18 protein-coding genes and 1 pseudogene are annotated in these 22,413 nt (G+C 71.6%); 7 read left to right on the top strand and 12 right to left on the bottom strand.

The features are described from left to right. The first annotated feature begins 208 nt into the window (after window positions 1–208). A complete protein-coding gene (locus tag JHN63_RS25655; RefSeq protein ID WP_200684715.1) occupies window positions 209–1,822 on the top strand; it encodes a ricin-type beta-trefoil lectin domain protein in 1,614 nt (537 codons plus the stop codon). Between the two features lie 34 nt (window positions 1,823–1,856). Continuing rightward, on the top strand, window positions 1,857–3,317 hold the full coding sequence (locus tag JHN63_RS25660) for a glycoside hydrolase family 76 protein (RefSeq protein ID WP_200684716.1): 1,461 nt from the start codon (window positions 1,857–1,859) through the stop codon (window positions 3,315–3,317). A 22-nt stretch (window positions 3,318–3,339) separates the two neighbouring features. Here JHN63_RS25660 and JHN63_RS25665 read toward each other — a convergent pair whose 3' ends face one another. After that, window positions 3,340–4,239, bottom strand: coding sequence for an amidohydrolase family protein (locus JHN63_RS25665; protein WP_200684717.1), 900 nt, complete (start codon window positions 4,237–4,239; stop codon window positions 3,340–3,342). Further along, the gene (hutH, locus tag JHN63_RS25670; RefSeq protein WP_307781981.1) at window positions 4,236–5,828 is read right to left on the bottom strand and encodes an aromatic amino acid lyase; all 1,593 of its coding nucleotides are present in this window, start codon (window positions 5,826–5,828) and stop codon (window positions 4,236–4,238) included. The genes JHN63_RS25665 and hutH overlap by 4 nt, the downstream gene beginning before the upstream one ends. 223 nt (window positions 5,829–6,051) lie before the next feature. Between hutH and JHN63_RS25675 the strand changes: the two genes are divergently transcribed. After that, window positions 6,052–7,533, top strand: a complete 1,482-nt coding sequence (locus JHN63_RS25675; RefSeq protein ID WP_200684734.1) for an MFS transporter — start codon at window positions 6,052–6,054, stop codon at window positions 7,531–7,533. Between the two features lie 32 nt (window positions 7,534–7,565). Here the strand turns inward: JHN63_RS25675 and JHN63_RS25680 are convergent, their stop codons facing one another. The 5 genes from JHN63_RS25680 to JHN63_RS25700 form a co-directional block, all read right to left on the bottom strand. Next, window positions 7,566–9,257, bottom strand: coding sequence for a SpoIIE family protein phosphatase (locus JHN63_RS25680; RefSeq protein WP_234477686.1), 1,692 nt, complete (start codon window positions 9,255–9,257; stop codon window positions 7,566–7,568). Window positions 9,258–9,422: 165 nt separating this feature from the next. After that, on the bottom strand, window positions 9,423–10,103 hold the full coding sequence (locus JHN63_RS25685) for a class I SAM-dependent methyltransferase (protein ID WP_200684721.1): 681 nt from the start codon (window positions 10,101–10,103) through the stop codon (window positions 9,423–9,425). Window positions 10,104–10,304: 201 nt separating this feature from the next. Continuing rightward, window positions 10,305–12,548, bottom strand: a complete 2,244-nt coding sequence (locus tag JHN63_RS25690; RefSeq protein WP_200684722.1) for a TerD family protein — start codon at window positions 12,546–12,548, stop codon at window positions 10,305–10,307. A 79-nt stretch (window positions 12,549–12,627) separates the two neighbouring features. Next, window positions 12,628–13,311, bottom strand: a complete 684-nt coding sequence (locus JHN63_RS25695; RefSeq protein WP_200684723.1) for an HAD family phosphatase — start codon at window positions 13,309–13,311, stop codon at window positions 12,628–12,630. A gap of 75 nt (window positions 13,312–13,386) precedes the next feature. Beyond that, window positions 13,387–13,863: an Lrp/AsnC family transcriptional regulator gene (locus JHN63_RS25700; RefSeq protein ID WP_200684724.1), complete on the bottom strand. Its 477-nt coding sequence runs from the start codon at window positions 13,861–13,863 to the stop codon at window positions 13,387–13,389. A 169-nt stretch (window positions 13,864–14,032) separates the two neighbouring features. On the opposite strand from JHN63_RS25700, the gene JHN63_RS25705 reads away from it, so the two are divergent. From JHN63_RS25705 to JHN63_RS25715, 3 genes are all read left to right on the top strand, one after another. Beyond that, window positions 14,033–15,526: an FUSC family protein gene (locus tag JHN63_RS25705; RefSeq protein WP_200684725.1), complete on the top strand. Its 1,494-nt coding sequence runs from the start codon at window positions 14,033–14,035 to the stop codon at window positions 15,524–15,526. Further along, entirely contained in the window at window positions 15,523–15,768 is a 246-nt protein-coding gene (locus tag JHN63_RS25710) for a hypothetical protein (protein WP_200684726.1), read from the top strand. Before JHN63_RS25705 ends, JHN63_RS25710 begins: the two co-directional genes overlap by 4 nt. A 213-nt stretch (window positions 15,769–15,981) precedes the next feature. Next, on the top strand, window positions 15,982–17,016 hold the full coding sequence (locus tag JHN63_RS25715) for a lactonase family protein (RefSeq protein ID WP_200684727.1): 1,035 nt from the start codon (window positions 15,982–15,984) through the stop codon (window positions 17,014–17,016). A gap of 91 nt (window positions 17,017–17,107) precedes the next feature. On the opposite strand, the gene JHN63_RS25720 is transcribed toward JHN63_RS25715, so the two are convergent. The 4 genes from JHN63_RS25720 to JHN63_RS25735 all read right to left on the bottom strand — a co-directional run bounded on the left by JHN63_RS25720 (window position 17,108) and on the right by JHN63_RS25735 (window position 21,127). Then, entirely contained in the window at window positions 17,108–18,031 is a 924-nt protein-coding gene (locus JHN63_RS25720; protein ID WP_200684728.1) for a sirohydrochlorin chelatase, read from the bottom strand. A gap of 105 nt (window positions 18,032–18,136) precedes the next feature. Beyond that, window positions 18,137–19,168, bottom strand: coding sequence for an N-acetylglucosamine kinase (locus JHN63_RS25725; protein WP_200684729.1), 1,032 nt, complete (start codon window positions 19,166–19,168; stop codon window positions 18,137–18,139). Beyond that, window positions 19,165–19,842, bottom strand: coding sequence for a uracil-DNA glycosylase (locus JHN63_RS25730; RefSeq protein WP_200684730.1), 678 nt, complete (start codon window positions 19,840–19,842; stop codon window positions 19,165–19,167). Before JHN63_RS25730 ends, JHN63_RS25725 begins: the two co-directional genes overlap by 4 nt. Before the next feature lie 133 nt (window positions 19,843–19,975). After that, entirely contained in the window at window positions 19,976–21,127 is a 1,152-nt protein-coding gene (locus JHN63_RS25735) for a sialidase family protein (protein ID WP_200684731.1), read from the bottom strand. Window positions 21,128–21,341: 214 nt separating this feature from the next. On the opposite strand from JHN63_RS25735, the gene JHN63_RS25740 reads away from it, so the two are divergent. Further along, window positions 21,342–21,935 carry a hypothetical protein gene (locus JHN63_RS25740; protein ID WP_200684733.1) on the top strand — a complete coding sequence of 198 codons (594 nt, stop codon included), beginning with the start codon at window positions 21,342–21,344 and terminating at the stop codon, window positions 21,933–21,935. Between the two features lie 72 nt (window positions 21,936–22,007). Here JHN63_RS25740 and JHN63_RS25745 read toward each other — a convergent pair. Beyond that, window positions 22,008–22,413, bottom strand: a pseudogene (locus tag JHN63_RS25745) (HEAT repeat domain-containing protein); the annotation flags it as partial.

Below are 22,413 nucleotides of genomic sequence, written 5' to 3' on the forward strand. Positions count from 1 at the left end.
CTCCAAGGGTGCGGGTGGGTGCGGGTGGGGGAAACGTTGTCATCGACTCATGGGGTCGTCAACGCCTCGGACGACACGGGTAGTTCACTCCCGGGGCATTTAGGTCCGGACCATTGACGGTGCGGTCGCGCTGATGGAACCTTCACGATGGTTACGTTTCCAAAGGTGAGCTCGTCCGGCCCCACACGGCGAAGCAGGAGACCTCGACATGACCGTTCCGTCGCTCTTCAGGAGACGTCTGAGCGTCGCCCTCACGATGGTGCTGCTGCTGGCCCTCGTCCCGGCCCTGCTGGTGCTGCGCGCCGCGCCGCCCGCGCGGGCCCTCGACAACGGCCTCGCCAGGACGCCTCCGATGGGCTGGAACGACTGGAACGCCTTCGGCTGCGACGTGACCGAGCAACTCGTCGAGCAGACCGCCGACTACCTCGTCTCCTCAGGGCTGAAGGACGCCGGGTACCAGTACGTCAACATCGACGACTGCTGGATGACTTCGGCGCGCAACGCGGCGGGCCAACTCGTCCCCGATCCGGTCAAGTTCCCGAACGGCATCAGCGGCACCGCCGGCTACGTCCACGGCAAGGGCCTCAAGCTCGGCATCTACGAGAGCGCCGGCACCGCCACCTGCGCCGGCTACCCCGGCAGCCTCGGTCATGAGCAGACCGACGCCAACAGCTTCGCCGCCTGGGGCGTGGACTACCTCAAGTACGACAACTGCAACCACCAGAACGTGCCCGACCAGCAGCGCTACACCGCGATGCGCGACGCGCTGGCCAACACCGGCCGCCCGATCGTCTACAGCCTCTGCAACTGGGGCCTCGCCGACGTGTGGACCTGGGGAGCGGGCGTCGGCAACAGCTGGCGCACGACCGGCGACATCAACGTCAACTTCTCGACCGTGGTGTCGATCTACAAGGCCAACGTCAAGCTCGCCGCCTACGCCAAGCCGGGCGCCTGGAACGACCCCGACATGCTGGAGGTCGGCAACGGCCTGTCGTTCACCGAGGACCGCTCCCACTTCAGCCTCTGGTCGGAGATGGCCGCACCCCTGATCGCGGGCACCGACCTGCGCAAGGCCACCGCCGCCACCCTCTCCCTGTACGGCAACAAGGACGTCATCGCCGTGGACCAGGACTCCCTGGGCAAGCAGGGCACCGAGATCTCCAACTCCGGTGGCCTGCACGTCCTTTCGAAGCCTCTCGCCAACGGCGATGTGTCCGTGGTCCTCTTCAACGAGAACTCCTCGGCGGCCACCGTCACCACCTCCGCGACGGCGGCCGGCCTCCCCTCGGCGTCCTCGTACCGGCTCAACAACCTCTGGTCGCACGTGATCAGCGGCACCACCGGCGCCATCTCGGCGAGCGTCCCCGGCCACGGCTCGGTCATGTACCGGGTCTCCACCGGCAGCGGCACCAGCGTCGGCACCACCCACCCCCTCGTCGGCGCCTCCTCCAACCGCTGCCTCGACGCCTACAACGGCGAGACCACCCCCGGCACCAAGATCGAGATCTGGGACTGCGGCGGTGGCACCAACCAGGCCGTGACCATCACCGCCGCCGGTGAACTCCGGCTCTACGGCGGCACCCAGTGCCTGGATGCCTACAACAACCAGACGAGCAACGGCACCAAGGTGCAGCTCTACACCTGCAACGGCGGCGCCAACCAGAAGTGGAGCCTCAACCCCAACGGCACCGTCACCGGCACCCAGTCGGGCCTCTGCCTCGATGTCACCGGAGGCGACCAGCCCGCCGGGAACGTCAACGGCATCGCGCTGGAGCTGTGGTCCTGCAACGGCGGCGCCAACCAGCAATGGCGTCTGGGCTGACCGCTCCCTTTCCCCCCACCTCGATGGAGCCGGCATGACCTCAACAGCAAGACGCATCACGCGAGTCGGGACCGGCATGATCGCCGCCCTGGCCCTGTTCATGCCGGTCTCCACCGGCGTCGCGACCGCCGCCGCCGAGGCGACGATCTGCAACAAGTACTGCGACGCCCGCGATCCGGCCCTGTCCCCGGGCGATCGTCAGCCGGTGTCGGCCACCATCTACTCCCGCGCCATCTCCCTGCACTTCGACGACACCGACGCGATGGGCTGGGCCTCCATCACCAACGGCAGCCCCGGTGACGAGGTCTGGCTCGACCGCTCCTTCGACGGTGGCCGTACCTGGAGCTCGGGCAGCAAGCTCGGCGACACCACCATCCCTGCGGGGCAAGGAGGTTGGCGGACCCTGATGTCCAACGTCGACGACTGGAACGCCCTCGGCGTCGGTGCCCTGCGCGCCTGCGGCAAGGCGGGGGACCGGGCCGAGATCGCCTGCACACCCTGGGCCCGGACGACGTGGAACGCGGGCAGCCGCCCCACTGCCGCCGCCACCGCGCTGATGCAGTCGTACAACCTGGGCACCGGCCTGTTCGACACCACCGGCTGGTGGAACTCGGCCAACGCGCTGACCGCACTCATCGACAACATCCGCGTCACCGGCATGGGCAGCTACAAGTACGCCGTCGCCACCACCTACGACCGCAACCTCTCCGCCCAGGGAGGCAACTTCACCAACGACTACATCGACGACACCGGCTGGTGGGGACTGGCCTGGGTCGACGCGTACGACCTCACCGGTGACAGCCGCTACCTCAACACCGCGCGCGCGGACGCCGATTACATGGCGCGGTACTGGGACGGCACGTGCGGCGGGGGAGTGTGGTGGAGCACCGCCAAGACGTACAAGAACGCCATCGCCAACTCCCTCTACCTGGAGCTGAACGCGGCCCTGCACAACCGCATCGCGGGCGACACGACGTATCTCGGCCGGGCCAACGCCGAGTGGTCGTGGTTCAAGGGCACCGGCATGATCAACGGCTCCCATCTCGTCAACGACGGCATCAACCTCGCGACCTGCGGCAACAACGGCGACACGACATGGTCGTACAACCAGGGCGTGCTGCTCGGCGGACTTTCGGAGCTGTACCGGGCGACCGGGGACTCCGCTCTCCTCACCACCGGCCGTCAGATCGGTGACGCCTCGACCACGTCGACGGCCCTCAACTCCGGTGGAATCCTGCGGGAGCCGTGCGAGACGAGCGGCTGCGGCGGTGACGGGCCGTCCTTCAAGGGCGCGTACATCCGGGGCCTCGGCGCCTTCAACTCCCGACTGTCCGACCGCCCTTACACCACCTACATCCGGCGCCAGGCCGACACCGCGTACGCGAGCGACCGCAACTCCCTTGACGCGTACGGGCTGCACTGGGCCGGACCGGTGGACTCCACCGACGCGGCCCGGCAGCAGAGCGCGCTCGACCTGATGAACGCGGCGAACTGACGGTTCGTCACGTCGGCCCGTGTCACCCCTGTCCGGTCAGCAGTCTTCTCGGGTTGGCGATGCGGAAGGCGTACGCCGCCGCGCCGCCGAGGCCGTACCCCGGATGGTAGGGAGGCTCCGCGTACGGGCGGTCCGAGCCCTGGACCACGGCGTTCACGCCGAGGGCGCGCACGGTCGCCTCGACGGCGGTCGGGCCGTAGGACGAGGTCTCGACGAACACGCCCTGGTCGCCCTTCTGTTGCTGTCCGCCCCGGGCCGCGAGTCGCTCGCCGTGCAGCGGGGCGAGTCCGGCCAGCAGGGCGAAGCAGACCCGGAGGCGTGGATGGCGTGGCCGGCCGAAGGCGCGGAAGGCGTACCAGGCGGCGTGCATCTGCTGGACGTACGGCACCGTCGCGGGCCACCAGGCGGGGTCCGCCGAGGAGCCCACCGCGGGTCCCGGGTGGACGAAGAGTGGCAGGTCGCGTTCTTCGAGCAGATCGAGGAGCGGGGCGCAGCGGGCGTAACCGGCATTGTCGGCAAGGGAGTCGGCGGGAAGCTGGAGGCCGGCGAAGCCCCGGTCGAGGTCCTTGGCGGTCGCGTCCGCGTCGATGTCCCGTACGCAGGCCGCGGCCCAGGCCCCGAACGGCTCGGGCAGCGCCGCCACGCCGTCGTGGTAGGCGTCGAGCAGGGGCCGTGCCTCCGCCTCGGGCAGCCACTCCACGCCGATCGGGGCGGACAGGGAGACCAGCACGCGGCCGAGACCGTCGGCGGCGGCGAGGTCCGCGCGCCGGTCGATGTCGTGGTCGGCGGGCGGTATCTCGAAGGGCGGTTCACCGTCCAGGAACAGCGTCCAGCCGTCCAGGTAGGGCGGTTCGCGGCGCGCGCGCAGCGCCGTCACCAGCGAGGGGGTCCACAGATGCTGGTGTACGTCGACGTTGGTCATGTCGCTTCTTTCGCCCAGGAGTTCAGAGTGCTGCGGACGTCGTCGGATCCCAGGATGTCGCGGCTCACCGTCTCCACGTCCACCCCCTGCGGGCGGTCTTCGGTCAGGGTGGGCACGACCTTCCGGATGGCCCGGTACAGGAACTCGGGACCTCGCCCCAGCGCGGCGGGCGCCGCCAGATCCACGGCCTGCGCGGCCACCACGGCCTCCACGGCGAGGAGTTGACGCAGTCGCCCGAGCATCGTCGTCAACCGCCGGGCACCGAGTGCCGCGTTGGTCGAGTCGTCCTCCACGGCGTCCGCGCCCTGCCGGGGATCGGTGCACACCGGCACGGACAGCATCCGCACCTCGGCGACGAGCGCCTGCGCCGTCTTGACCAGCGGCGCGAAACCCGAGCGTTCCGGACCGTACGGCGAGAGGTTCGCGGGCAGCCCGCTGACGGCCGGTTCGAGCAACCTGCGCATGCGCTCGGCGGAGACGGCGGCGGTCTGGGTCAGGGCCAGCGCGAGGGTGTCGTAGGCGAGGGCGAGGGCGGGGGTGTGGAAGTTGCCGGAGGAGAGGATCTCGCCGGGGCCGGGCGGCTCCTCGCGAATGTCCCCGGCACTGCTCACCCCCTGCATGCCACCCCCGACGACACCGCCCGGCAGTACCACCGGATTGTCCCCGCACCCGTTCAACTCCGGCAGCAGCGCCGCGTCCGTGAACGCCAGCGCCGCGTACCCCGTGCCGTGCACCTGCGCGGCGCACCGCAGGCTGACCGGGTCCTGGACCCGGCGGGCGTTGCGGGGGTCGGTCAACTCGCCCCCGGTCAGCAGGGACAGCAGCTCGGTCGCCGCGCGGGACTGGCCGGGAGCCGGGCGCAGGGCCAGCACCCGGGCGTCGAGCGGGCTGGTGTTCGCCCGGAAACCCTCGTAGGTCAGGGCCGTGACCGCCTGGGCCAGGGTGAGGAGCGCGGCCGTCTCGTGCAGGGCGAGGGCGCCGAGGCCGGCCGCCAACGGGCTCGCGCTGCACAGGACATGGCCGTCCTTCGGGCCGAGACGAGCTGGGGCGAGACCTGCTCGGCGCAGGGCCGTGGCGCCGTCGAGACGCTCGCCGTCGTACTCGGCGCTGCCCTCGCCGATGACGACCAGGCCGACGTGTGCCAGCTGGCACAGGTCGGACGCGCCGATCGAGCCCACCTCCGGGATCACCGGGTGCACCCGCGCGTTGAGCAGTTCCACGAGCAGCCGTACGATCTCCGGCCGCACTCCGCTGCCGCCGCCCGCGAGGCCGTTGACCCGGGCGACGAGGGCCGCCCGTACGACCGGGACCGGCAGGGGATCGCCGACCGCGTTCGCCCGACCCCGGACCGTGCGGACGCTGAACGCGTCCAGTTCCGCGCGGGGCAGGGCGTAGGAGGAGCGGGCGCCGAGCCCCGTCGTCAGGCCGTAGGTCGGCACCTGCCGGTCGACCACGTCGTCCACGACGGCCCGTTCGCCCGCCAGACGCGACAACACCCCGTCGGCCAGGGCGACTTGGGCACCATGATGGGCGACGGCGACGACATCGCCGTAGGACAGCGTCCGTCCGTCGACGACGACCTCGGTCACCAATGGTTTCTCCCCATGTCCTGTCATGTGTGAACCTAGTGCCTGGGGTCCCGATGATCGAGTGGTGGGGAGCAGGGGGCGGGCGTACCGTCGAACGGTGAGCATCTAGTGGACGGAGCCGTTCACTGACTTCTCGCGAGTGCGAAACGCCATGAGCAGCAGTCCTCAGCAAGCCTCCGCAGCGCAGACCACCACCCGGGAACCGGGCGGTGGTGGAAGCACGATGGCGCTGTTGGTCATCGCGTCCTGCCAACTCATGGTGGTTCTCGACATCACCATCGTGAACATCGCGCTCCCGCACATCCAGAGCTCGCTCGGGTTCTCCACCACCAGCCTGGCCTGGGTCGTCAACGCGTACACCCTCACCTTCGGCGGTCTGCTGCTGCTCGGCGGTCGGGCCGGTGACATCCTCGGCCGGCGGCGTGTGTTCGTGTTCGGCGTGCTGCTCTTCGTCCTCGCCTCCCTGCTCGGCGGGTTGTCGCAGAACTCCGGCGAACTCCTCGCCGCCCGCGCCCTCCAGGGCGTCGGCGGTGCCATCGCCTCGCCGACCTCGCTCGCCCTGATCAGCACGACGTTCCGTGAAGGCCCGGAGCGCAACCGGGCGTTCGGGGTCTTCGCCGGTGTCTCGGCCGGCGGCGGCGCGATCGGACTGCTGATGGGCGGGATCCTGGTCGAGTGGCTGAACTGGCGGTGGGTGCTCTTCGTCAACGTGCCGATCGGACTGCTGATCGTCCTCGCCACCCCGCGCTGGATCCGCGAGTCCGAACGCCATCCCGGCCACTTCGACCTCACCGGCGCGCTGACCTCCACCGTGGGCATGGTGCTGCTGGTGTACGGCTTCATCCGGGCCGCGCAGGAGGGGTGGAGCGACTGGCTCACCCTGACCTCGTTCGGTGCGGCCGTGGTCGTGCTCGCCCTGTTCGTGCTGGTCGAGCGGCGCTCCCGGCAGCCGATCACCCCGCTGCACATGTTCCGCGACCGCAACCGGGCCGGGACGTACGGCATCATGCTCTGTCTCGCCGCCGCGATCTTCGGCATGTTCTTCTTCCTCACGCTCTTCGTACAGGACGTGCTGGGCTTCAGCCCGCTCATGGCCGGCTTCGCCTTCCTGCCGGTCAGTGCCGTGATCGCGGTCGGCGCGGGCCTGGCCTCACGGTTCCTGCCGACCTACGGCCCCAAGCCGTTCATGGTCGTCGGCGCGATCCTCGCCGCGGGCGGCCTGTCCTGGCTGACGCTGACGGACGTCCACTCCACGTACCTCGGCAGTGTCCTCGGCCCGATGCTCGTGTTCAGCCTGGGCATGGGCATGGAGTTCGTGTCGCTGACCCTGATGGCGCTGTCCGACGTCCCGGTCCAGGAGACCGGCGCGGCCTCCGGACTCCTCAACGTCATGCAGCAGGTGGGCGGTTCGCTCGGACTGTCCATCCTGGTCACGATGTTCGGCACGGCCAGCCGCAACGAGGCGAGGGATCAGATCCCCGCGTTCCTGTCGCAGGCGACCCCGGCCGAGCGCCTGCGCTTCCGGCACACGGGTCAACTCCCGGGCACCTGGGGCGATCACGTCCTCACCGCCGGTGTCTCGGCCGCGTTCGTCATGGCGGCGATCTTCACCGTCGTCGCCGCGCTGATCGCCGTCGTCGTGATCCAGGTCCGCCCCTCCGACCTCGAACGCCTCAAGGGCGGCACGGGAGTTGGACCGGTCTGAGCCCCAACTCCCCATCCACGTCCGCTTGGTCGTCAACTCCCGTGATACGGCGGGTCCTTCGGCATCTGCTGCTCGAACCACACGACCTTGCCCGTGCTCAGCCGTGTCGCTCCCCAGCGCTGCGCGAGCCGGTCGACGAGGAACAGGCCCCGGCCGCCCTCGTCGCCGGGTGCCGCCTCCCGCATCCGGGGCACCTGCGGCGAGTCGTCGGTCACCTCGCAGCGCAGCACGTCGGTGCGCAGCAGCCGTAGCGAGATGGGGCGCGAGGCGTACCGCACGGCGTTCGTGACGACCTCGCCGACCAGGAGCTCCGTTGTGTCCACCAGGGTGTCCAGGCCCCAGCGGCGCAGCACCCTGCGGGTCAGCCGGCGGGCCTGGCCGGCGGTGAGCGGGTGGGGGTCGAGGTGCCAGTAGCCGACGCTGTCCGGGGGGAAGCCCTCGAAGCGGGCGGTGAGCAGCGCGATGTCGTCGTCGCGGGGGCCCGGCGCCAGCGCGGTGAGGATCCGGTCGCACAGCCGCTCCAGCGAGGAGTGACGGTGTCGGTGCGGGGTGGCGCGCAGGTGTGAGCGCAGGGCCTCGACACCCGTCCCCACGTCCCTGTCCCGGGACTCGACCAGGCCGTCGGTGTACAGGACCAGGGTGGTGCCGGTGGGCGCCGGCATCTCCACGGACTCGAAGACGACACCGCCGACACCGATCGGCGCGCCCGGCGGGACCTGGAGCACGTCGGCATGGCCGTTCGGGCGCAGCAGCACGGCGGGCGGATGGCCGGCGTTGGCCATGAGCAGGCGGTGCGAGATCGGGTCGTAGATCGCGTACAGGCAGGTCGCGATGTGGTCGCTGCCGAGCCGCTGGGCCTGTTCGTCGAGGTGGTGGAGGACCTCGTGCGGGGGCAGGTCGAGACCGGCGAGGGTCTGCACGATGGTGCGCAGCTGGCCCATGATCGCGGCGGAGGTCATGGAGTGGCCCATGACGTCGCCGACGATCAGCGCGACCCGGTTGCCGGGCAGCGGTATCGCGTCGTACCAGTCGCCGCCGACCTGCGCGGTCTTCGAGGCGGGCAGATAGCGGCTGGCCAGTCGGATGCCGGTCGGCTCGGGCAGCGAGGACGGGAGCATCGTGCGCTGGAGGGTGTCCGCGACGGAGGCCTCGTGGCCGTACATCACCGCCTTCTGGACGCCGATGGCGGTGTGGGTGGCCAGTTGCGAGGCGACGAGCAGGTCGTCGGCGCTGAACGCGGAGCGGTCGGGGCGGCGCAGCAGGACGACGGTGCCCATGACGTGGTGGCGGCCGTGCAGCGGGGCGATGATCAGCCGGCGGCCCGGCGGCAGTGTCCCCGGCGCGCTCGCCGCGGGTCCCAGCAGTTCGGTCACCGCGAGGTCGATGCCCGGGGTGTCACCGAAGGCCGGCTGCCCGGCCAGCAGCAGCTTCGCGAGCCGGCCGTCGAGCACCGGCTGCACCCGCTCGGTCACGTCCCCGTACTCGGCGTGCGGCATCAGCAGCGCGGTCCTGGCCTCCGGCGCCCGGTCGACGCTGTGCAGTTGCAGCACGACAGGCGTGGGCGACTTCTCGTCCCCGACGGGCAGCGGATCGTGCAGATGGATCACGATGGCGTCCGCGAAGGCGGGCACCGCCGCCCACCGCAGCTCCCGCAGGGTCTCGTCCAGGTCCATCCCGCGGGCGATCCGCCGGGTGGCCACATCCAGGTACTGAAGCCGGTCCATGTGCCGGACAGGCGTGCGACCGAGCGGTACGACGGGCGCCGGGCCGCTCGCCGAGACGCCTCGCCGGGCGGATCCGGCGGGGCCTTCGCGAGGGCTGGGGTGCTCCGTCACACGCTTCGTCCCGTCCACTGGTGCGGCGATGGCCGCCGTGTCGGTGCTACGGCGTCAGTCGCGCCGTCGGCAGCACAGGAAGACCTGTTCCTCGGGCGGGACGTCCGCGACCGCCGGGGCGTAGGTGTAGGAGGTCTCCTTCACGATGTCGAAGCCGGCCGTGTCGAGGATCTTGTGCAGGTCTTCGAGGAGATAGCCGGAGACCCTGATCGTGTGGCCGAGGAAGGGGATCGCGAAGTCGTCCACATGGGCCTCCACCATCGACAGGGCGAACAGTCCGCCCGGGGTCAACAGGTGGTGGATCGTGCGCAGGGCGAGCGGGATCTCCGCGCGCGGAAGCATGAGCAGGGAGAAGAACGCGGCGACGCCGTCGAAACGGCCCAGGTCACGGGGGCCGCCCGGGCGCAGCTCCGCGAGGTCGAGCTGGTGGAACGTGGCGGTGGGGACGTACCCCCGGGCCAGCTCCACCATCCCGGCGGACAGGTCCACGCCGACGACCTCGAGACCCGCGTCGGCCAGTTGCCGGGCGGTCGGCACGCCCGTACCGCAGCCGAGGTCCAGGACGCGGGAGCCCGGGGCGAGTGACTCGATCAGCCAGGCACCCGCTCCGATCTGGCCCTCCTTGTGCGGGAAGGCCTCGTCGTACCGGTCCCCGATGGCGTCGAAGGCCTCGGCCTGACCGGTGCGGTCGAGCCGTAGGCCTGCGTAGCCCGACCCGTCGTTCGTTCCGCTCACTGAAGTGGCCTTTCGTCCGCGCATAGAGGATTGTCCCACAAGTGGGTGAAGTGAGGTTTGGGCGGAAAAAGAACGTGAGGGGCGCCTTAGGGGCACCCCTCACGGAACGTCGAGGGCGAGGAAAGCGAACGGACTGGATTCTTTGCAGGAAGGATTGAGAAGGAAGCCCGTTCATGGCCTCGCCGCGACCGACGCTATCAGTCAGGCGGGGATCAGGTCGCGCAGATTCTCGGGAGTCACGATCAGCGAACCCTCCGGCAGCTCGTCCGGGCGGCGCAGACCGATGTAGGTGACCGGCCCGTCCGGCACCGTCTCGCCGTCCCACAGCGTCACCGTGGTCCCCTCCCCGGTCATCAGCCCGACGAGATGGCGCACGGTGAGCTGCTCACGCTCGACGATGCCGCGCAGCAGCGTCGCCACCGTCACCCGGTTCTCCTCCACCCGGTTCGCCGACGGGCTGCCCTTGAGATACAGGTGCAGCCACTTCGCCCGCCAGCCGCCGTCGTCCCCGCGCAGGAACACCAACGGCAGCGCGACCCGGCCCGCACCGCGCAGCTCGGACTTCATCCGCACGGTGCGCGGCTCGAACGGCCGCCCCCGCTGCTCGCCCTCGCGCAGCATGAACCCGAAGAACGACTCCTCGACCTCCTCGAAGCCCTCGCCCGAGAAGATGTTGACCTGCGGCACGACGAACGCCCCGCGCACGGCACCCAGCCGCAGATTGATGAACTCCGAGGCACCGTCCGGCGCTTCGGTGATGTCACCCGAGTGCTCGCCCTCGACCTCGGTGAGCGAGGTGTACGACAACCACGTGTTCGTCGAGTAGTCGGCGTTGAGCATCAGCGCCGACAGGTCGAAGTCGGTACGCCGCTCGGTCTCCTTCCAGTACACGAAGAAGCGCAGCAACTCGCCCTCCACCGCCGACAACGATCCACGCGGCAGCACCCCGAGCCCCGCGGCCGTCGCCTTCCCGCTCAACGGCAGCGCCACGTCCAGCACCTCCGGATCGACCAACAGCCGCTCAGGAGAAGGCAGTCGACGCCGCGTCTCGTCGTCGAGCACGGCGATCAGCCGATCACGCTCCACCGGTCCTACGGCCGTCCGCTCGTCGTCGGTCACCCAGGCCCGCCCGCGCCCGTTCACGAAGACCCGCAACTCCCCGGTCTCCCGGGCCCTGTTGTGCAGATGCTCGCGCACCGACAGCACGACCCGGCCCGACACCTCGGGCGCGACCTGCTCGGCGGCGGCCACCACGGCGTCCCGCTCCTCCTGCGTGCGCGCCGTGCGCAGCAGCCGGTCCAGCGCGCGGAAGAGCTTGCCGGGCGCGGACCTCAGCAGCGCCACCGCCCCCAACAGGTCGTCCGCCGCGAGGAGTTCCTCGACGCGGCCGTCGAACGAGGGTGCCTTCCGCTCGCCGCGCGCGACCGCGAACACCTCGGCGGCGTGCGGCCGGTGCGGGTACTCGTGCGGGTGCAGCCGCTCACCGAGCCGCTTCCACGCCTCGCGGTGCACGGCCACGTCGGCGAGCTTGGCGGGCGACGCCGCGACCACCGAGTCCAGCGCGGCGAGCAGCGCCCGCCGCACCGGGCGGGACGGCGAACGGAAGCGGGTCGGCGCCAGCAGCGACACATCGCCGTCCGACAGGGCGCAGGCCAGCCGCAGCACATCGGTGACGGTGTCCAGCAGCAGGTCCGAACCGACCTTCAGGCGGGCCTGGTTGACCAGCGCGCGGTTCTCCCGGACCGGGATCGCCTCGGGCTGCGGTCCCTCGGCGCACCGCTCGGCCAGGGCCCGCAGATCACTCTGGTGCTCCTCGCCCAGGGGTGTGGTGCTGCCGGCCAACGCCAGGTAGAGCGCGGTGAGTTCGTCGGCCAGGTCGCCGCCCGGGTGCAGCACCGTGATCCGGTCGCCGGCCGCCGCGATCAACTCGTCCTGCGCAGCGAGCAGTTCGGCGTACGTGTGCTGGTACCGGCCGTAGGTCGGCAGGCTGAGCAGGTTCACCACGCCGGTCCACATCTGGGCCAGCGTCCCGTCCCGGGTCTTCTCGTCGCCGAGCGCGTCGAGAAGGCACTTCATCCAGAAGTCCTCGGTGGAGGGCACGTTCTTCGGGAAGTTGATGAAGTAGGCGTTGTGCCGGACATGATCGCCGACGAGCTCGCGGACGGTCCGCAGGGTGCGTCCGGCGATACGGACGACCGTCTCCTCGGGCAGCGCCGACAGTCGTTCCGTCAGTTCCGTGGAGAGCTTGAAGCCCACGGTGAGCAGCGCGGCGTCGAACTGCCGCGCGGCGACGGCGCCTTGGCCCGCGGAGGCCGTGGCGTCCTCACCCGCGGGAGCGGCGGAGCCTTCACCGACGGGAGCCGTGGTGCCTTCACCGGAGGGAGCCGTGGGGAGAGGGACGCGGAACGTGTGCCGGAGGACCAGCGGTTCGAGTCGGTCGATCATTCCGGCATGGTCCCAGAACCGAACAAGCGGGCGCATTCGGGTTTCTCGCAGGCTTTCTCCCGCCGCGCTGGACGTCAGGTCAGCCCGTCGTCAGCCAGTCGTACGCCCCCTGCGCGCTGAACTCCGCCTGGCCGCCCCGCAGCAGCAGCCCCGCCGTCGCGAACTCGGGGGCGTCGGCCTGTGCGGCTACGTACGGGATCGCGATGCAGCGCATCCCGGCCGCGTGCGCCGCCGCAGCGCCCGGAGTCGCGTCCTCCAGGACCACACAGTCGGCCGGAGCCGCCCCGAGCCGGCGCGCGGCCTCCAGGAAGACGTCCGGCGCCGGCTTGCCCCGCGCCACCTCGTCCGCCGAGACCACCGTCCGCAACGACGCGTCGAGCCCGGTGCCCGTCAGGATCGCCTCGATGGCCTCCGGTGACGAACCCGAGGCCACGGCCATCGGCACCCCCTCGGCCGCCAGCAGCTCCACGAACTTCCGCATCTCCGGGTGCACGCGCGTGGCGGCCCGGGCCAGCGCCAGATAACGCCGGTTCGTCTCCGCGAGCAGCTCCTCCACCGGCGCCTTCAGACCGTGGCGCTCCTTCAGGAGGACGAGGGTCTCCTGGGTGCTGATGCCGACGCAGCGCTCGTGCTGTTCCCAGGTGAAGTCCGGGACGCCGTGCTCGGTGAGGGTCTGCCGGGTGGCTTCGTAGTAGTTCGGCTCGCTGTCCACGAGTGTTCCGTCGAGATCGAAGATGACCGAGAGGCCGCCGGGATTGCTCATGGGATCAGGATGCCAAGGGGCGCGCAGGTCGGGCAGCGGAGGGGATGCAGAGGGACGCGGAGGGACGCGGAGGGTTCACTTCCCGGCCGCGCGGCCGACCGCCTCCACCAGCGGCAGCAGACGGTGCGGGACGCGTTCGCGCAGCGCCATCTCGGTCCGGGTGCGGACCACCCCGGGCAGGCTGATCAGCCGCTGGATCACGTCCTCCAGATGACCGTTGTCCCGCGCCACGACCCGGGTGAGCAGATCCCCGCCCCCGGTGATCGAGAACGCCTCGACGATCTCCGGTACGGCGGCCAGCGCGTCCCCGACCTCGTCGAGATGCCCCTGGGTGACCTCGATGTGCACGAACGCGAGGACCGGGTGCCCGAGCGCGGCGGGGGAGAGGAAGGGGCCCGTGCCGGTGATCACCCCGTCCCGCTCCAGCCGGTCGAGCCGCGCCTGGAGCGTGCCGCGCGCGACGCCGAGCAGCCGGGCGTACTCGCGCACGCTGGTACGCGGCTGCTCCAGGAGCAGCCTCAGGATGCGGGTGTCGAGTTCGTCCACGCTCATGAGACCTGACTGTACCAATGGTCCTGTCGCAATTGGCTGGGCCAATGGTCCAGTGATCCGGAGGTCACTTGAGCCAGCCTGTCAGAAGGTGCTGTGATGGGCGGGTCGATGGCGCTGCGGACCTCCGCGGCGCCTTTTTGTATGGGCGTGCGCAAGGGGCGGGGAAGCAGTGCTGAAGCGGGTGTTCGTGGCTCCGGACCCGGGGCGGACGCGGTTGCGGTTCGCCGCGCGGGCCGTTCTCGGCATCGGCCTGGCGGTCGTCGTGTGCGAGCTGACCGGGCAGTCCCTCGCGGGCACCGTGACCGGCGGTCTCGCCGCGCTGCTCGCCCTGTTCACGGTGACGGACACCACCGTGCGCGGGCAGGCCGTCACCACCGCGCTGCTGCCCTGCGTGGGCCTGCCGGTGCTCGCCGCCGCGGCTGAACTGCACGAGCACCCCGTCGCCCGCGACCTGACCTTCCTCGCGGTGGTCGGCGCCGGCGTCTACGTCCGCCGCTGGGGACCACGCGGCCACAGCCTCGGCGTCTTCGCGTTCATGACCTTCTTCGTGGCTCAGTTCCTGCACGCGACCACCGACCAACTGCCCAGGCTGTACGCGGCAGTTGCCCTCTCCGTGCTCACCGCGGCGACGGTCCGCTTCGGCTTCTGGTGCTACGAACACCGGCTGCCTCCGACCGCCGTACCCGCACCAACTGCCGGTCGCGGTCTGGCCCGTGTGACCACCCGGCAGGCCGTCCAGGCGACCGCCGGTGCCGGATTCGCGCTCGTGGTGGGCCAGTTGGTGTCCGGGCAGCGCTGGTACTGGGCCGTCGGCGCCACCTGGTGGATCTTCGTCAACACCGCCTCGCGCGGCGAGACCGTGGTCCGCGGCTTCCGCCGCGTCCTCGGCACGGTCCTCGGCATCGCCCTGGGCCTGTTCGTCGCCGTACCGGTCCACGGCGCCCCCGTACCCACCGCGATCCTGGTCGCCGCGTGCGTCTTCCTGATCTTCTACTCGGCCGCCGTCTCCTACACATGGATGATGCTCTCGGTGACCTTGCTGGCAGAGCTGCTCTACGGCCTCCTCGGCGTCCTGAACCCCGCCCTGCTGGCGCTGCGGTTCGCGGAGACCGGCGTCGGCGCGCTCGGCGCCGTACTGGCCGTCCTGCTCGTCCTCCCGGTGACCACCCACACCACCACCGACGCCTGGATCCAACGCGCCCTGCGCTGCGTCCACACCTGCACCGCCGAGGCCGCCGCGCGCCTGGCCGGTTCCCCGACGGCCGACCCGACCGGACGGGTCGCCGAACTGGAGCAACTCCTCGGCCGGGTACGGCTCTCCGTCGCACCCCTGGTGCACCCGCTGAACCCGATGCTCGGCCGCAAGCGCCGCGCCCGCCGAGTACTGGCCCTGCTCGACGACTGCGCCCGCGAGATCCGCGGCCTGGCCACCGTGGCCGCCGACCCCGAGGCCTCCCACGACGCCCGCCTGGCCGCCGCGTGCTGGCGCGTCGAGTCCGCGGTCGAGTCACTCACCGACGGCGACACCACCCGCCTCACGACCGCCGCCGCCGGCCCACCCACGGAGCCCGCACTGGCCCACCTCCACGGCCTGGAACGAGCCCTCGCGGAACTGGCGGAGCCGCTGCGGGCACGGGCTCGTTCGCGGCTGGTCGGAGCGTGAGCCGGTCGTCCGGCTGCGCGGAGGCGGCGTACGTCCGCGACCTGCGCCTGGTTGCCGCCTGCCTGCTCGTCCAGGCGGGGTGCGAGGTGCTCATGGAGGGCGACGCGTCGAGCCTCACGACCACCGAGGCCTGGCCGCCCGCCGGAACGACGCCCGCGCATCTCCGGACCCCGGAAGGCGCCCTTGCGGAACTGGCGCAGCCGCTGCGTGCGCGGTCCGGTTCGCGGCTCGTCGGAGTCTGAGCCGGTCCGGCCGCGCGGAGGCGGCGGCCCCGCACGACCCGCGCGCACCGTCCGGCACCCCCTCCGCTGAAACAGACTCGGCACTTTGGTCTAGACCGGTCATGATCGACTGCTACCGTCACCCCCGACAGTACGGACCGGAGCAGTGGCCGGAGTGCGTACCGGTGCAGTGACCGGCGTACGGACCGGAGCAATGACCGAGAGGGGACAGCGGTGGCAGACGGCGGCAGGCGGGGACGGCGGGCCTTCATCGGGTCGTTCACGGCGGCGGGCGGCCCGGGTGTCGTCACGGCGGCCGTGGACGCGGACAGCGGCGCGCTGACCGTCCTGAGCGGTGTCGACGGCGTTCCCGACCCCTCGTATCTCGCGCTGGCACCCGACGGGGGCATCCTCTACGCCGTCAGCGAGACGGCCGAGGGCGCGGTGGCCGCGTACCGCGTCACCGACGACAAGCCCGAGCCGCTCGGGGCACCGGTACGCGTCGGCGCCGGACCGACCCACCTGAGCCTGTTCGCGGGGCACGTCCTGACCGCCGACTACGGCTCCGGCAGTGTCACGGCGGTGCCGGTCCGCCCGGACGGCACCTTGGGGAGCCGCTCCTCCGGACAGCTCCGGCACACCGGCTCCGGCCCGCACGAACAGCGCCAGCACGCTCCGCACGCCCACCAGGTCCAGCCCGACCCGAGCGGTCGCTGGGCGGTCAGCGTCGATCTCGGCACCGACTCCGTGCGGGTGTGCACGCTGGAGGACGGCCGTCCCGTACTGCATCGCGAGATCGCCCTCAGGCCCGGCTCGGGCCCCCGCCACCTGGCCTTCCATCCGGACGGCACTCTCGCCTACGTCCTCAACGAACTCACCCCCACCGTCACCGTCTGCCGCTGGGACGCCGGGAGCGGTTCGCTGAAGCCGCTGACCGAGACCTCGGTCCTGCCGGGCGCCCCGGACGGCGACGCCGCCTACCCCTCGGGCATCGTGACCTCGCCGGACGGCCGCTTCGTGTGGACGGCGACCCGCGGCGAGGACGTGCTGTCCGTGCTCGCCGTCGAGGGCGAGGCGCTGCGGCTGGTCGGGACGGTGCCCTGCGAGGGCCACTGGCCGCGCGCCCTCACCGAGTCCGGCGGCCACCTGTACGTGGCGAACGAGCGCTCCGGCGACGTCACTTGGTTCGCCGTCGACCCCGCGACGGGCGTCCCGCGACGCGGCGGGGCGATCAAGGTGCCCGCCGCGTCCTGCGTGGTGTTCGGCTGAGCCCGCGGTCGCATCCATGACATGCCGAAGGGCCCGCTCCCGCGTGAGGAGGGGCCCTTTCGGCGCTACGGCGTTCCGTGTGCGAGGTGGGTCAGCGAACCGGGGCGCCCTGCGGCTGCGGCGGGGCGATACCCAGCGCCGTCGTGTACTTGGCGAGCGCGAGCTTGCCGATCGCCGGGTACGGGCCGAGCGCCTCGGCGGCGGCACAGCCGGCCTCGGCGGCGGCGTCCTGGAGCAGGGCCGGGTCGATCTCGGGGCCGATCAGGTAGGGCGCCAGCGCGAGTTGCTGCGACCCCGAGGAGCGCAGTTGCTCCGCGATGGCCGCGATCGAACCCTCCTGGTCCAGCGCCGCCGCCATCACCGGCACGGCGAGGCGCGCGGCGAGCAGCATGCCCGTGATACCGGCCGCCTGCACGGCCTCCTCGCCACCCACGGACGCGAGGATGATGCCGTCCGCGGCGGTCGCCACGGTGAACAGCCGGGCGCGGTCGGCACGGGCCAGACCGGCCTCCGACAGCCGCACGTGCAGCGCCTCGGCGAGCAGCGGGTGCGGGCCGAGCACATCGGTCAGATCGGCCGCGACCCGGCTGTCCATGACGGCCTGGCGAACCTGGCGCAGCAGCGCGCTGTCCGGACCGGCGAGCAGCGGCACCACGACGGCCACCGGCCCGTCGGGCTCCTTGACATCGGCGCCGGCGGCCCTGGCCTGCTCGAAGTGGGCGGTGCGCTCCTCCGCCGCGCGCGCGAGCACGGACGTCAACGTGGGGAACTCGGAGTCGTCCCCGTCGAGATAACCGATGCGGCCGTCGAGACCGGGCAGCTCGGAGCGCGCGATGCTCACGACCTCCTCGGCGAGGCTGCGCGTGGCGGCGCTCGCCGGGCCGGGCACGGCGAGGACAAGCGCGGGCGCGCCCTCGGGAGCCGCCAGCTGCTCGGGTCGGCGGTGCCGCCCGGGCTGGCGAGGTCGCGGCATTCGTACTGGCAGGCCGGACGCGGGCCCAGTGGGGGAGCTCATGGCGACGCATGTTACTGGCTTCCTGGGCATCCCTGTTCGGGGAGGGTGCAGGTGAGCGGTATCCGTCCTGTTTTGTCTGATGAGTTACGTACGGATCAGAAGTGATCACCTTGTCCCTTTGGGCTCGCCCGGACCCACCACGGACAACATCACGTCGTCACACGGCAGCACGAGATCGCCCGCGGCGAGATCCCGCGCGATCCGCACCGCACCGTCCAGTGGATCACCCTCCGCCGCGACCGGCCGCGCCCACGGCAGCCGTTTCGCCAACTCCTCGTGCAGGGGCGTGAGAAGAGCCTCGCCCATCTTGAACAGGCCACCGGTGAGCGCGATGTGGGGCTCGCCGCCGGTCGGGCAGACCGCGCCGGCGGACTCGGCGATGTGCCGGGCGGCGGCGCGCAGGATGCCGGCCGCCACCGGATCGTCCGGGGCGCACTCGGCGACGCGGGGCGCGAACGAGGCGAGTACGGCGGCCCGGTCCGACCGCGGATACAACCGCCCCGGCAACCCCGACATCGCCCCGAACTGACCCTCGGCACAGCTCAACAGCGCTACGGAACCACCGTCCCGCCCGTCGTAGGCGCGCAGCGCCGCCTCCAGCCCGGCCCGCCCGATCCAGGCCCCGCCACCGCAGTCGCCCAGCAGATGCCCCCAGCCGTCCGCCCGCCGCCATCCGGCGAGGTCGGTGCCGATCGCGATGAGCCCGGTCCCGCCGGCCACCGCGGCACCGGGCCGCGCCCCGAGGGCGCCGACATAGGCGATGACCGCATCGGCGGCGAGCGCGACCGTCCGCACCCCGAACTCCCGGGCCAGCGCCCCCGGCAACTCCGCTCGCAACCCGTCCCCGAGGGTGGCGAGCCCGGCGGCCCCGATCACCGCCGTGCCCACCTCGGACACCTCGGACACCTCGGCCTTTTCGGTCAACGCCCGCACCATGGGGACCAGTTGCTCCATGAAATGCCCTGCGTCGATCCCACGAGCACCGGTCCGAACGGGTTCCCCTGAGGAGAGGGGGCCGGATCTCCGGCCACCACCGACCTCGCCCACGACGACACGGAGCCCGGAGCCTCCGGAGTCCACGGCGAGGAACCAGCCGACGGCATCCGGCGCGGGCGGTGCGCCGGAGGGAACCGTCACGGCAGACGCCAGTCCACCGGTTGTCCCCCTTGCCGGACCAGCAGGTCGTTGGCGCGGCTGAAGGGGCGGGAGCCGAAGAAGCCGCGGTCGGCCGACATCGGGGACGGGTGGGCGGACTCCACCGAGGGCAGATCGCCGAGGAGGGGACGGAGGTTGCGCGCGTCACGGCCCCACAGGATCGACACCAGCGGCTTGCCGCGCCCCGCCAGCGCCCGTATCGCCTGCTCCGTGACCTCTTCCCAGCCCTTGCCGCGATGGGCGGCCGGACTGCGCGGGGCGGTGGTGAGCGCCCTGTTGAGCAGCAGCACCCCCTGCTGACTCCACGGGGTCAGGTCGCCGTTGGACGGCTGGGGCAGTCCCAGGTCCGTGTTCAGCTCCCGGTAGATGTTGAGCAGGCTCGGCGGGAGCGGACGTACCTCGGGGGCCACCGAGAACGACAGCCCCACCGCGTGCCCCGGAGTCGGATACGGGTCCTGCCCGACGATCAGGACGCGGACGTCGTCGAAGGGCTGCTGGAAGGCCCGCAGAACATTTGGTCCGGCCGGTAGGTAGGTGCGTCCGGCGGCGATCTCCGCGCGCAGGAAGTCCCCCATCTCGGCGACGCGTCCGGTCACGGGTTCCAGGGCTTTCGCCCAGCCCGGTTCGACGATCTCATGCAACGGTCGTGGTGCCACGGGCGTCACCCTACTGCCGTACAGGGCCCGGCGATCAACCGGTGGTCGAAGCCGGACCGAGAACGACCGGACCGTCGACTTCTCTGAACGAGGCCTCCCCTCTTGGGAGTTGCCGTCCCGGAAGCTCCCGTCCTCATGCGAGGACCGCCGCGCGCACGCACAGCACGTCCGGGAGGTGGGACGCCAACTGCCGCCAGCTGTCCCCGTCGTCGTCCGACGCGAACACCTCGCCGTTGCGGTTGCCGAAGTACACGCCCGCCGGGTCCGCGTCGTCCGTGCACATCGCGTCGCGCAACACCGTGCCGTAGTGGTCCTCGGCCGGCAGTCCCGCCGACAGCGGCTCCCAGCTCCGGCCCGCGTCCGCCGTACGGAAGACCCGGCACCGGCGATCGGCGGGCACCCGGTCGGAGTCGGCGTTGATCGGGAAGACGTACGCCGTGTCACCGCGGTGCGGGTGGGCCGCCACCGCGAAGCCGAACGTGGACGGCAGGCCCGCGCCGATGTCCGTCCAGTGCGCGCCCGCGTCGTCGCTGCGGTACACGCCCCAGTGGTTCTGCAGATACAGCCGGTCCGGGGTCGCCGCGTCCTGCGCGATCTTGTGCACGCACTGCCCGAACTCCGGGTTCGGATCCGGCAGGAACACCGCGGAGACACCGGAGTTGGAGGGCTCCCAGCGCTCGCCCCCGTCGCCCGTGCGGAACACCCCGGCCGTCGAGACGGCCACCGTCACGGCCCGCCGGTCGCGCTCGTCGGTCAGGACCGTGTGCAGTCCCTCCCCGCCGCCGCCCGGAACCCACCGCGAACGTGTGGGGTGCTCCCACAGGGGGCGGACCAGGTCGAAGCTCTCGCCGCGGTCCTCGGAGCGGAACAGCGCGGCCGGCTCCGTGCCCGCGTACACCACGTCGGGTTCGGCGGCCGCCGGGTGCAACTGCCACACCCGCTCCAGCGAAGCCCCCGTGTCCTTCGGGAACTTGACCGCGGGCTGCGCCGGCTCGGCCCAGGTGCGGCCCAGGTCGTCGGAGTGGAACACGGACGGACCCCAGTGAGAGCTGTCACCACCCGCCAGCAGTCTCGGTGTGGGGCCGCGGGTGTCGACAGCGACCGAATACAGCGCCTGCGCGTTGAAATACGGACTCTCGTCGAACTTCCACACCCCACCCCGCCTACGCCCGATGAACAGGCCTTTTCGCGTGCCCACCGCGAGCAGTACCTCTGTCATGCCGGTCACCTCCACCGCGTTTTTGGCGACTTTGCCCCCATCACCCGCCAGTCTGCACCCCACCACTGACAGTCACCCCCGGAGTCGGAATCACCGCAGGTCAGGGCGTCGGAACTGGCTTCCGGGGCGCAACTGCGGGGGTCTCACGCGAAGTGCCTGCGCGAGTCCGGGCAGTCATGGGAACGTCGAGTCGGGGTATTCGTCGTGAGCATCGGGGAGGCGTCTCCCGTATGGGAGGGCGGTTCGGCATGTCAGTGCGTTCATGAGGAGGATGCCTTCGATGGCGTTCCGAGGTCCGAGGGTTCCGAAGGTGTGGCTGTGGCGATGGCGGCGCAATCCGCTCAAGCGCCGTGCCGATGCGGTGGAGTCGTGGATCGTGCTCGGCGCCTGGCTGATCACCGTCCTCGTCGGGGTGCTCGCCGGCCTGACGGCGACGCGGTCCGTCGAGCACGAGCTGGCCCAGGAATGCGTCGACTGGAAGCCCGTGGTCGCCCTGGTGACCCAGGACGCTCCCGGCCCCGCCCCGGCCAACTCGCAGGGGACGAGCGGTGAACCGTTCTGGGCGAAGGTCCGCTGGACGGCCGTGGACGGCTCCTCGCACACCGGCCAGATACGCGTCCCCTCCGGCAGCGGCATAGGCACTCCGGTGACCGTCTGGACCGACCCGCAGGGCCACCTGGTCACCAAGCCCGCCAGCGCGGCACAGGCCCAGTTGCGGGCCGTACTGATCGGCACCCTCCTGGGAGTGGGCGCGGCGGCCGTCCCGTTCATCAGCGCCCGGGCCCTGCGCATCCGCCTGGAACGCCGGCGCATGGACCAGTGGGACGAGGAGTGGGCCCGCTTCGGCCCGCTGTGGGGGCGCAAGACGGGCTGAAGACCCCGGTCCGGAGTCGTCCGAGCGCCCCTGGCATGCGCACCGCGTGCAGGGGCCCTCGACCCGCCCGTCTCACCCCGCCCGCACCGCCCGGCACACCTCCAGCAACCGCTCGTCCGCCGGCACGTCCTGGCTCCCGTGCCCACCCGACCGCACCAAATGCCGTCGCGGAGAGGCGAGTTCGGCCGCCACCAGATCATGCAGAGGTGCCCCGGCCGCCCCCATGTCGACCAGACACGCGGCGACAACGCCGCGCACACCCGGATGCTCCACCCAGGCCGAGCGCAGCACCGGAAGCACCCCCTCCACCTCCCCGGCGACCCGCCACAGCGCAGCCGCGCCCGCCGTCCGCTCCCACACGCACCCGGCCTCGACCATCCGCGCCAACCCGGGCACCGCGGCCCGCCCGGACGACCCCAACCGCGCCACCGCCTCCGCGGCAGCCCGGCGCCGATGCGCGTCCGGCCCCGCCAACTCC

Source organism: Streptomyces sp. MBT65, assembly GCF_016612545.1.
GTDB lineage: Bacteria > Actinomycetota > Actinomycetes > Streptomycetales > Streptomycetaceae > Streptomyces.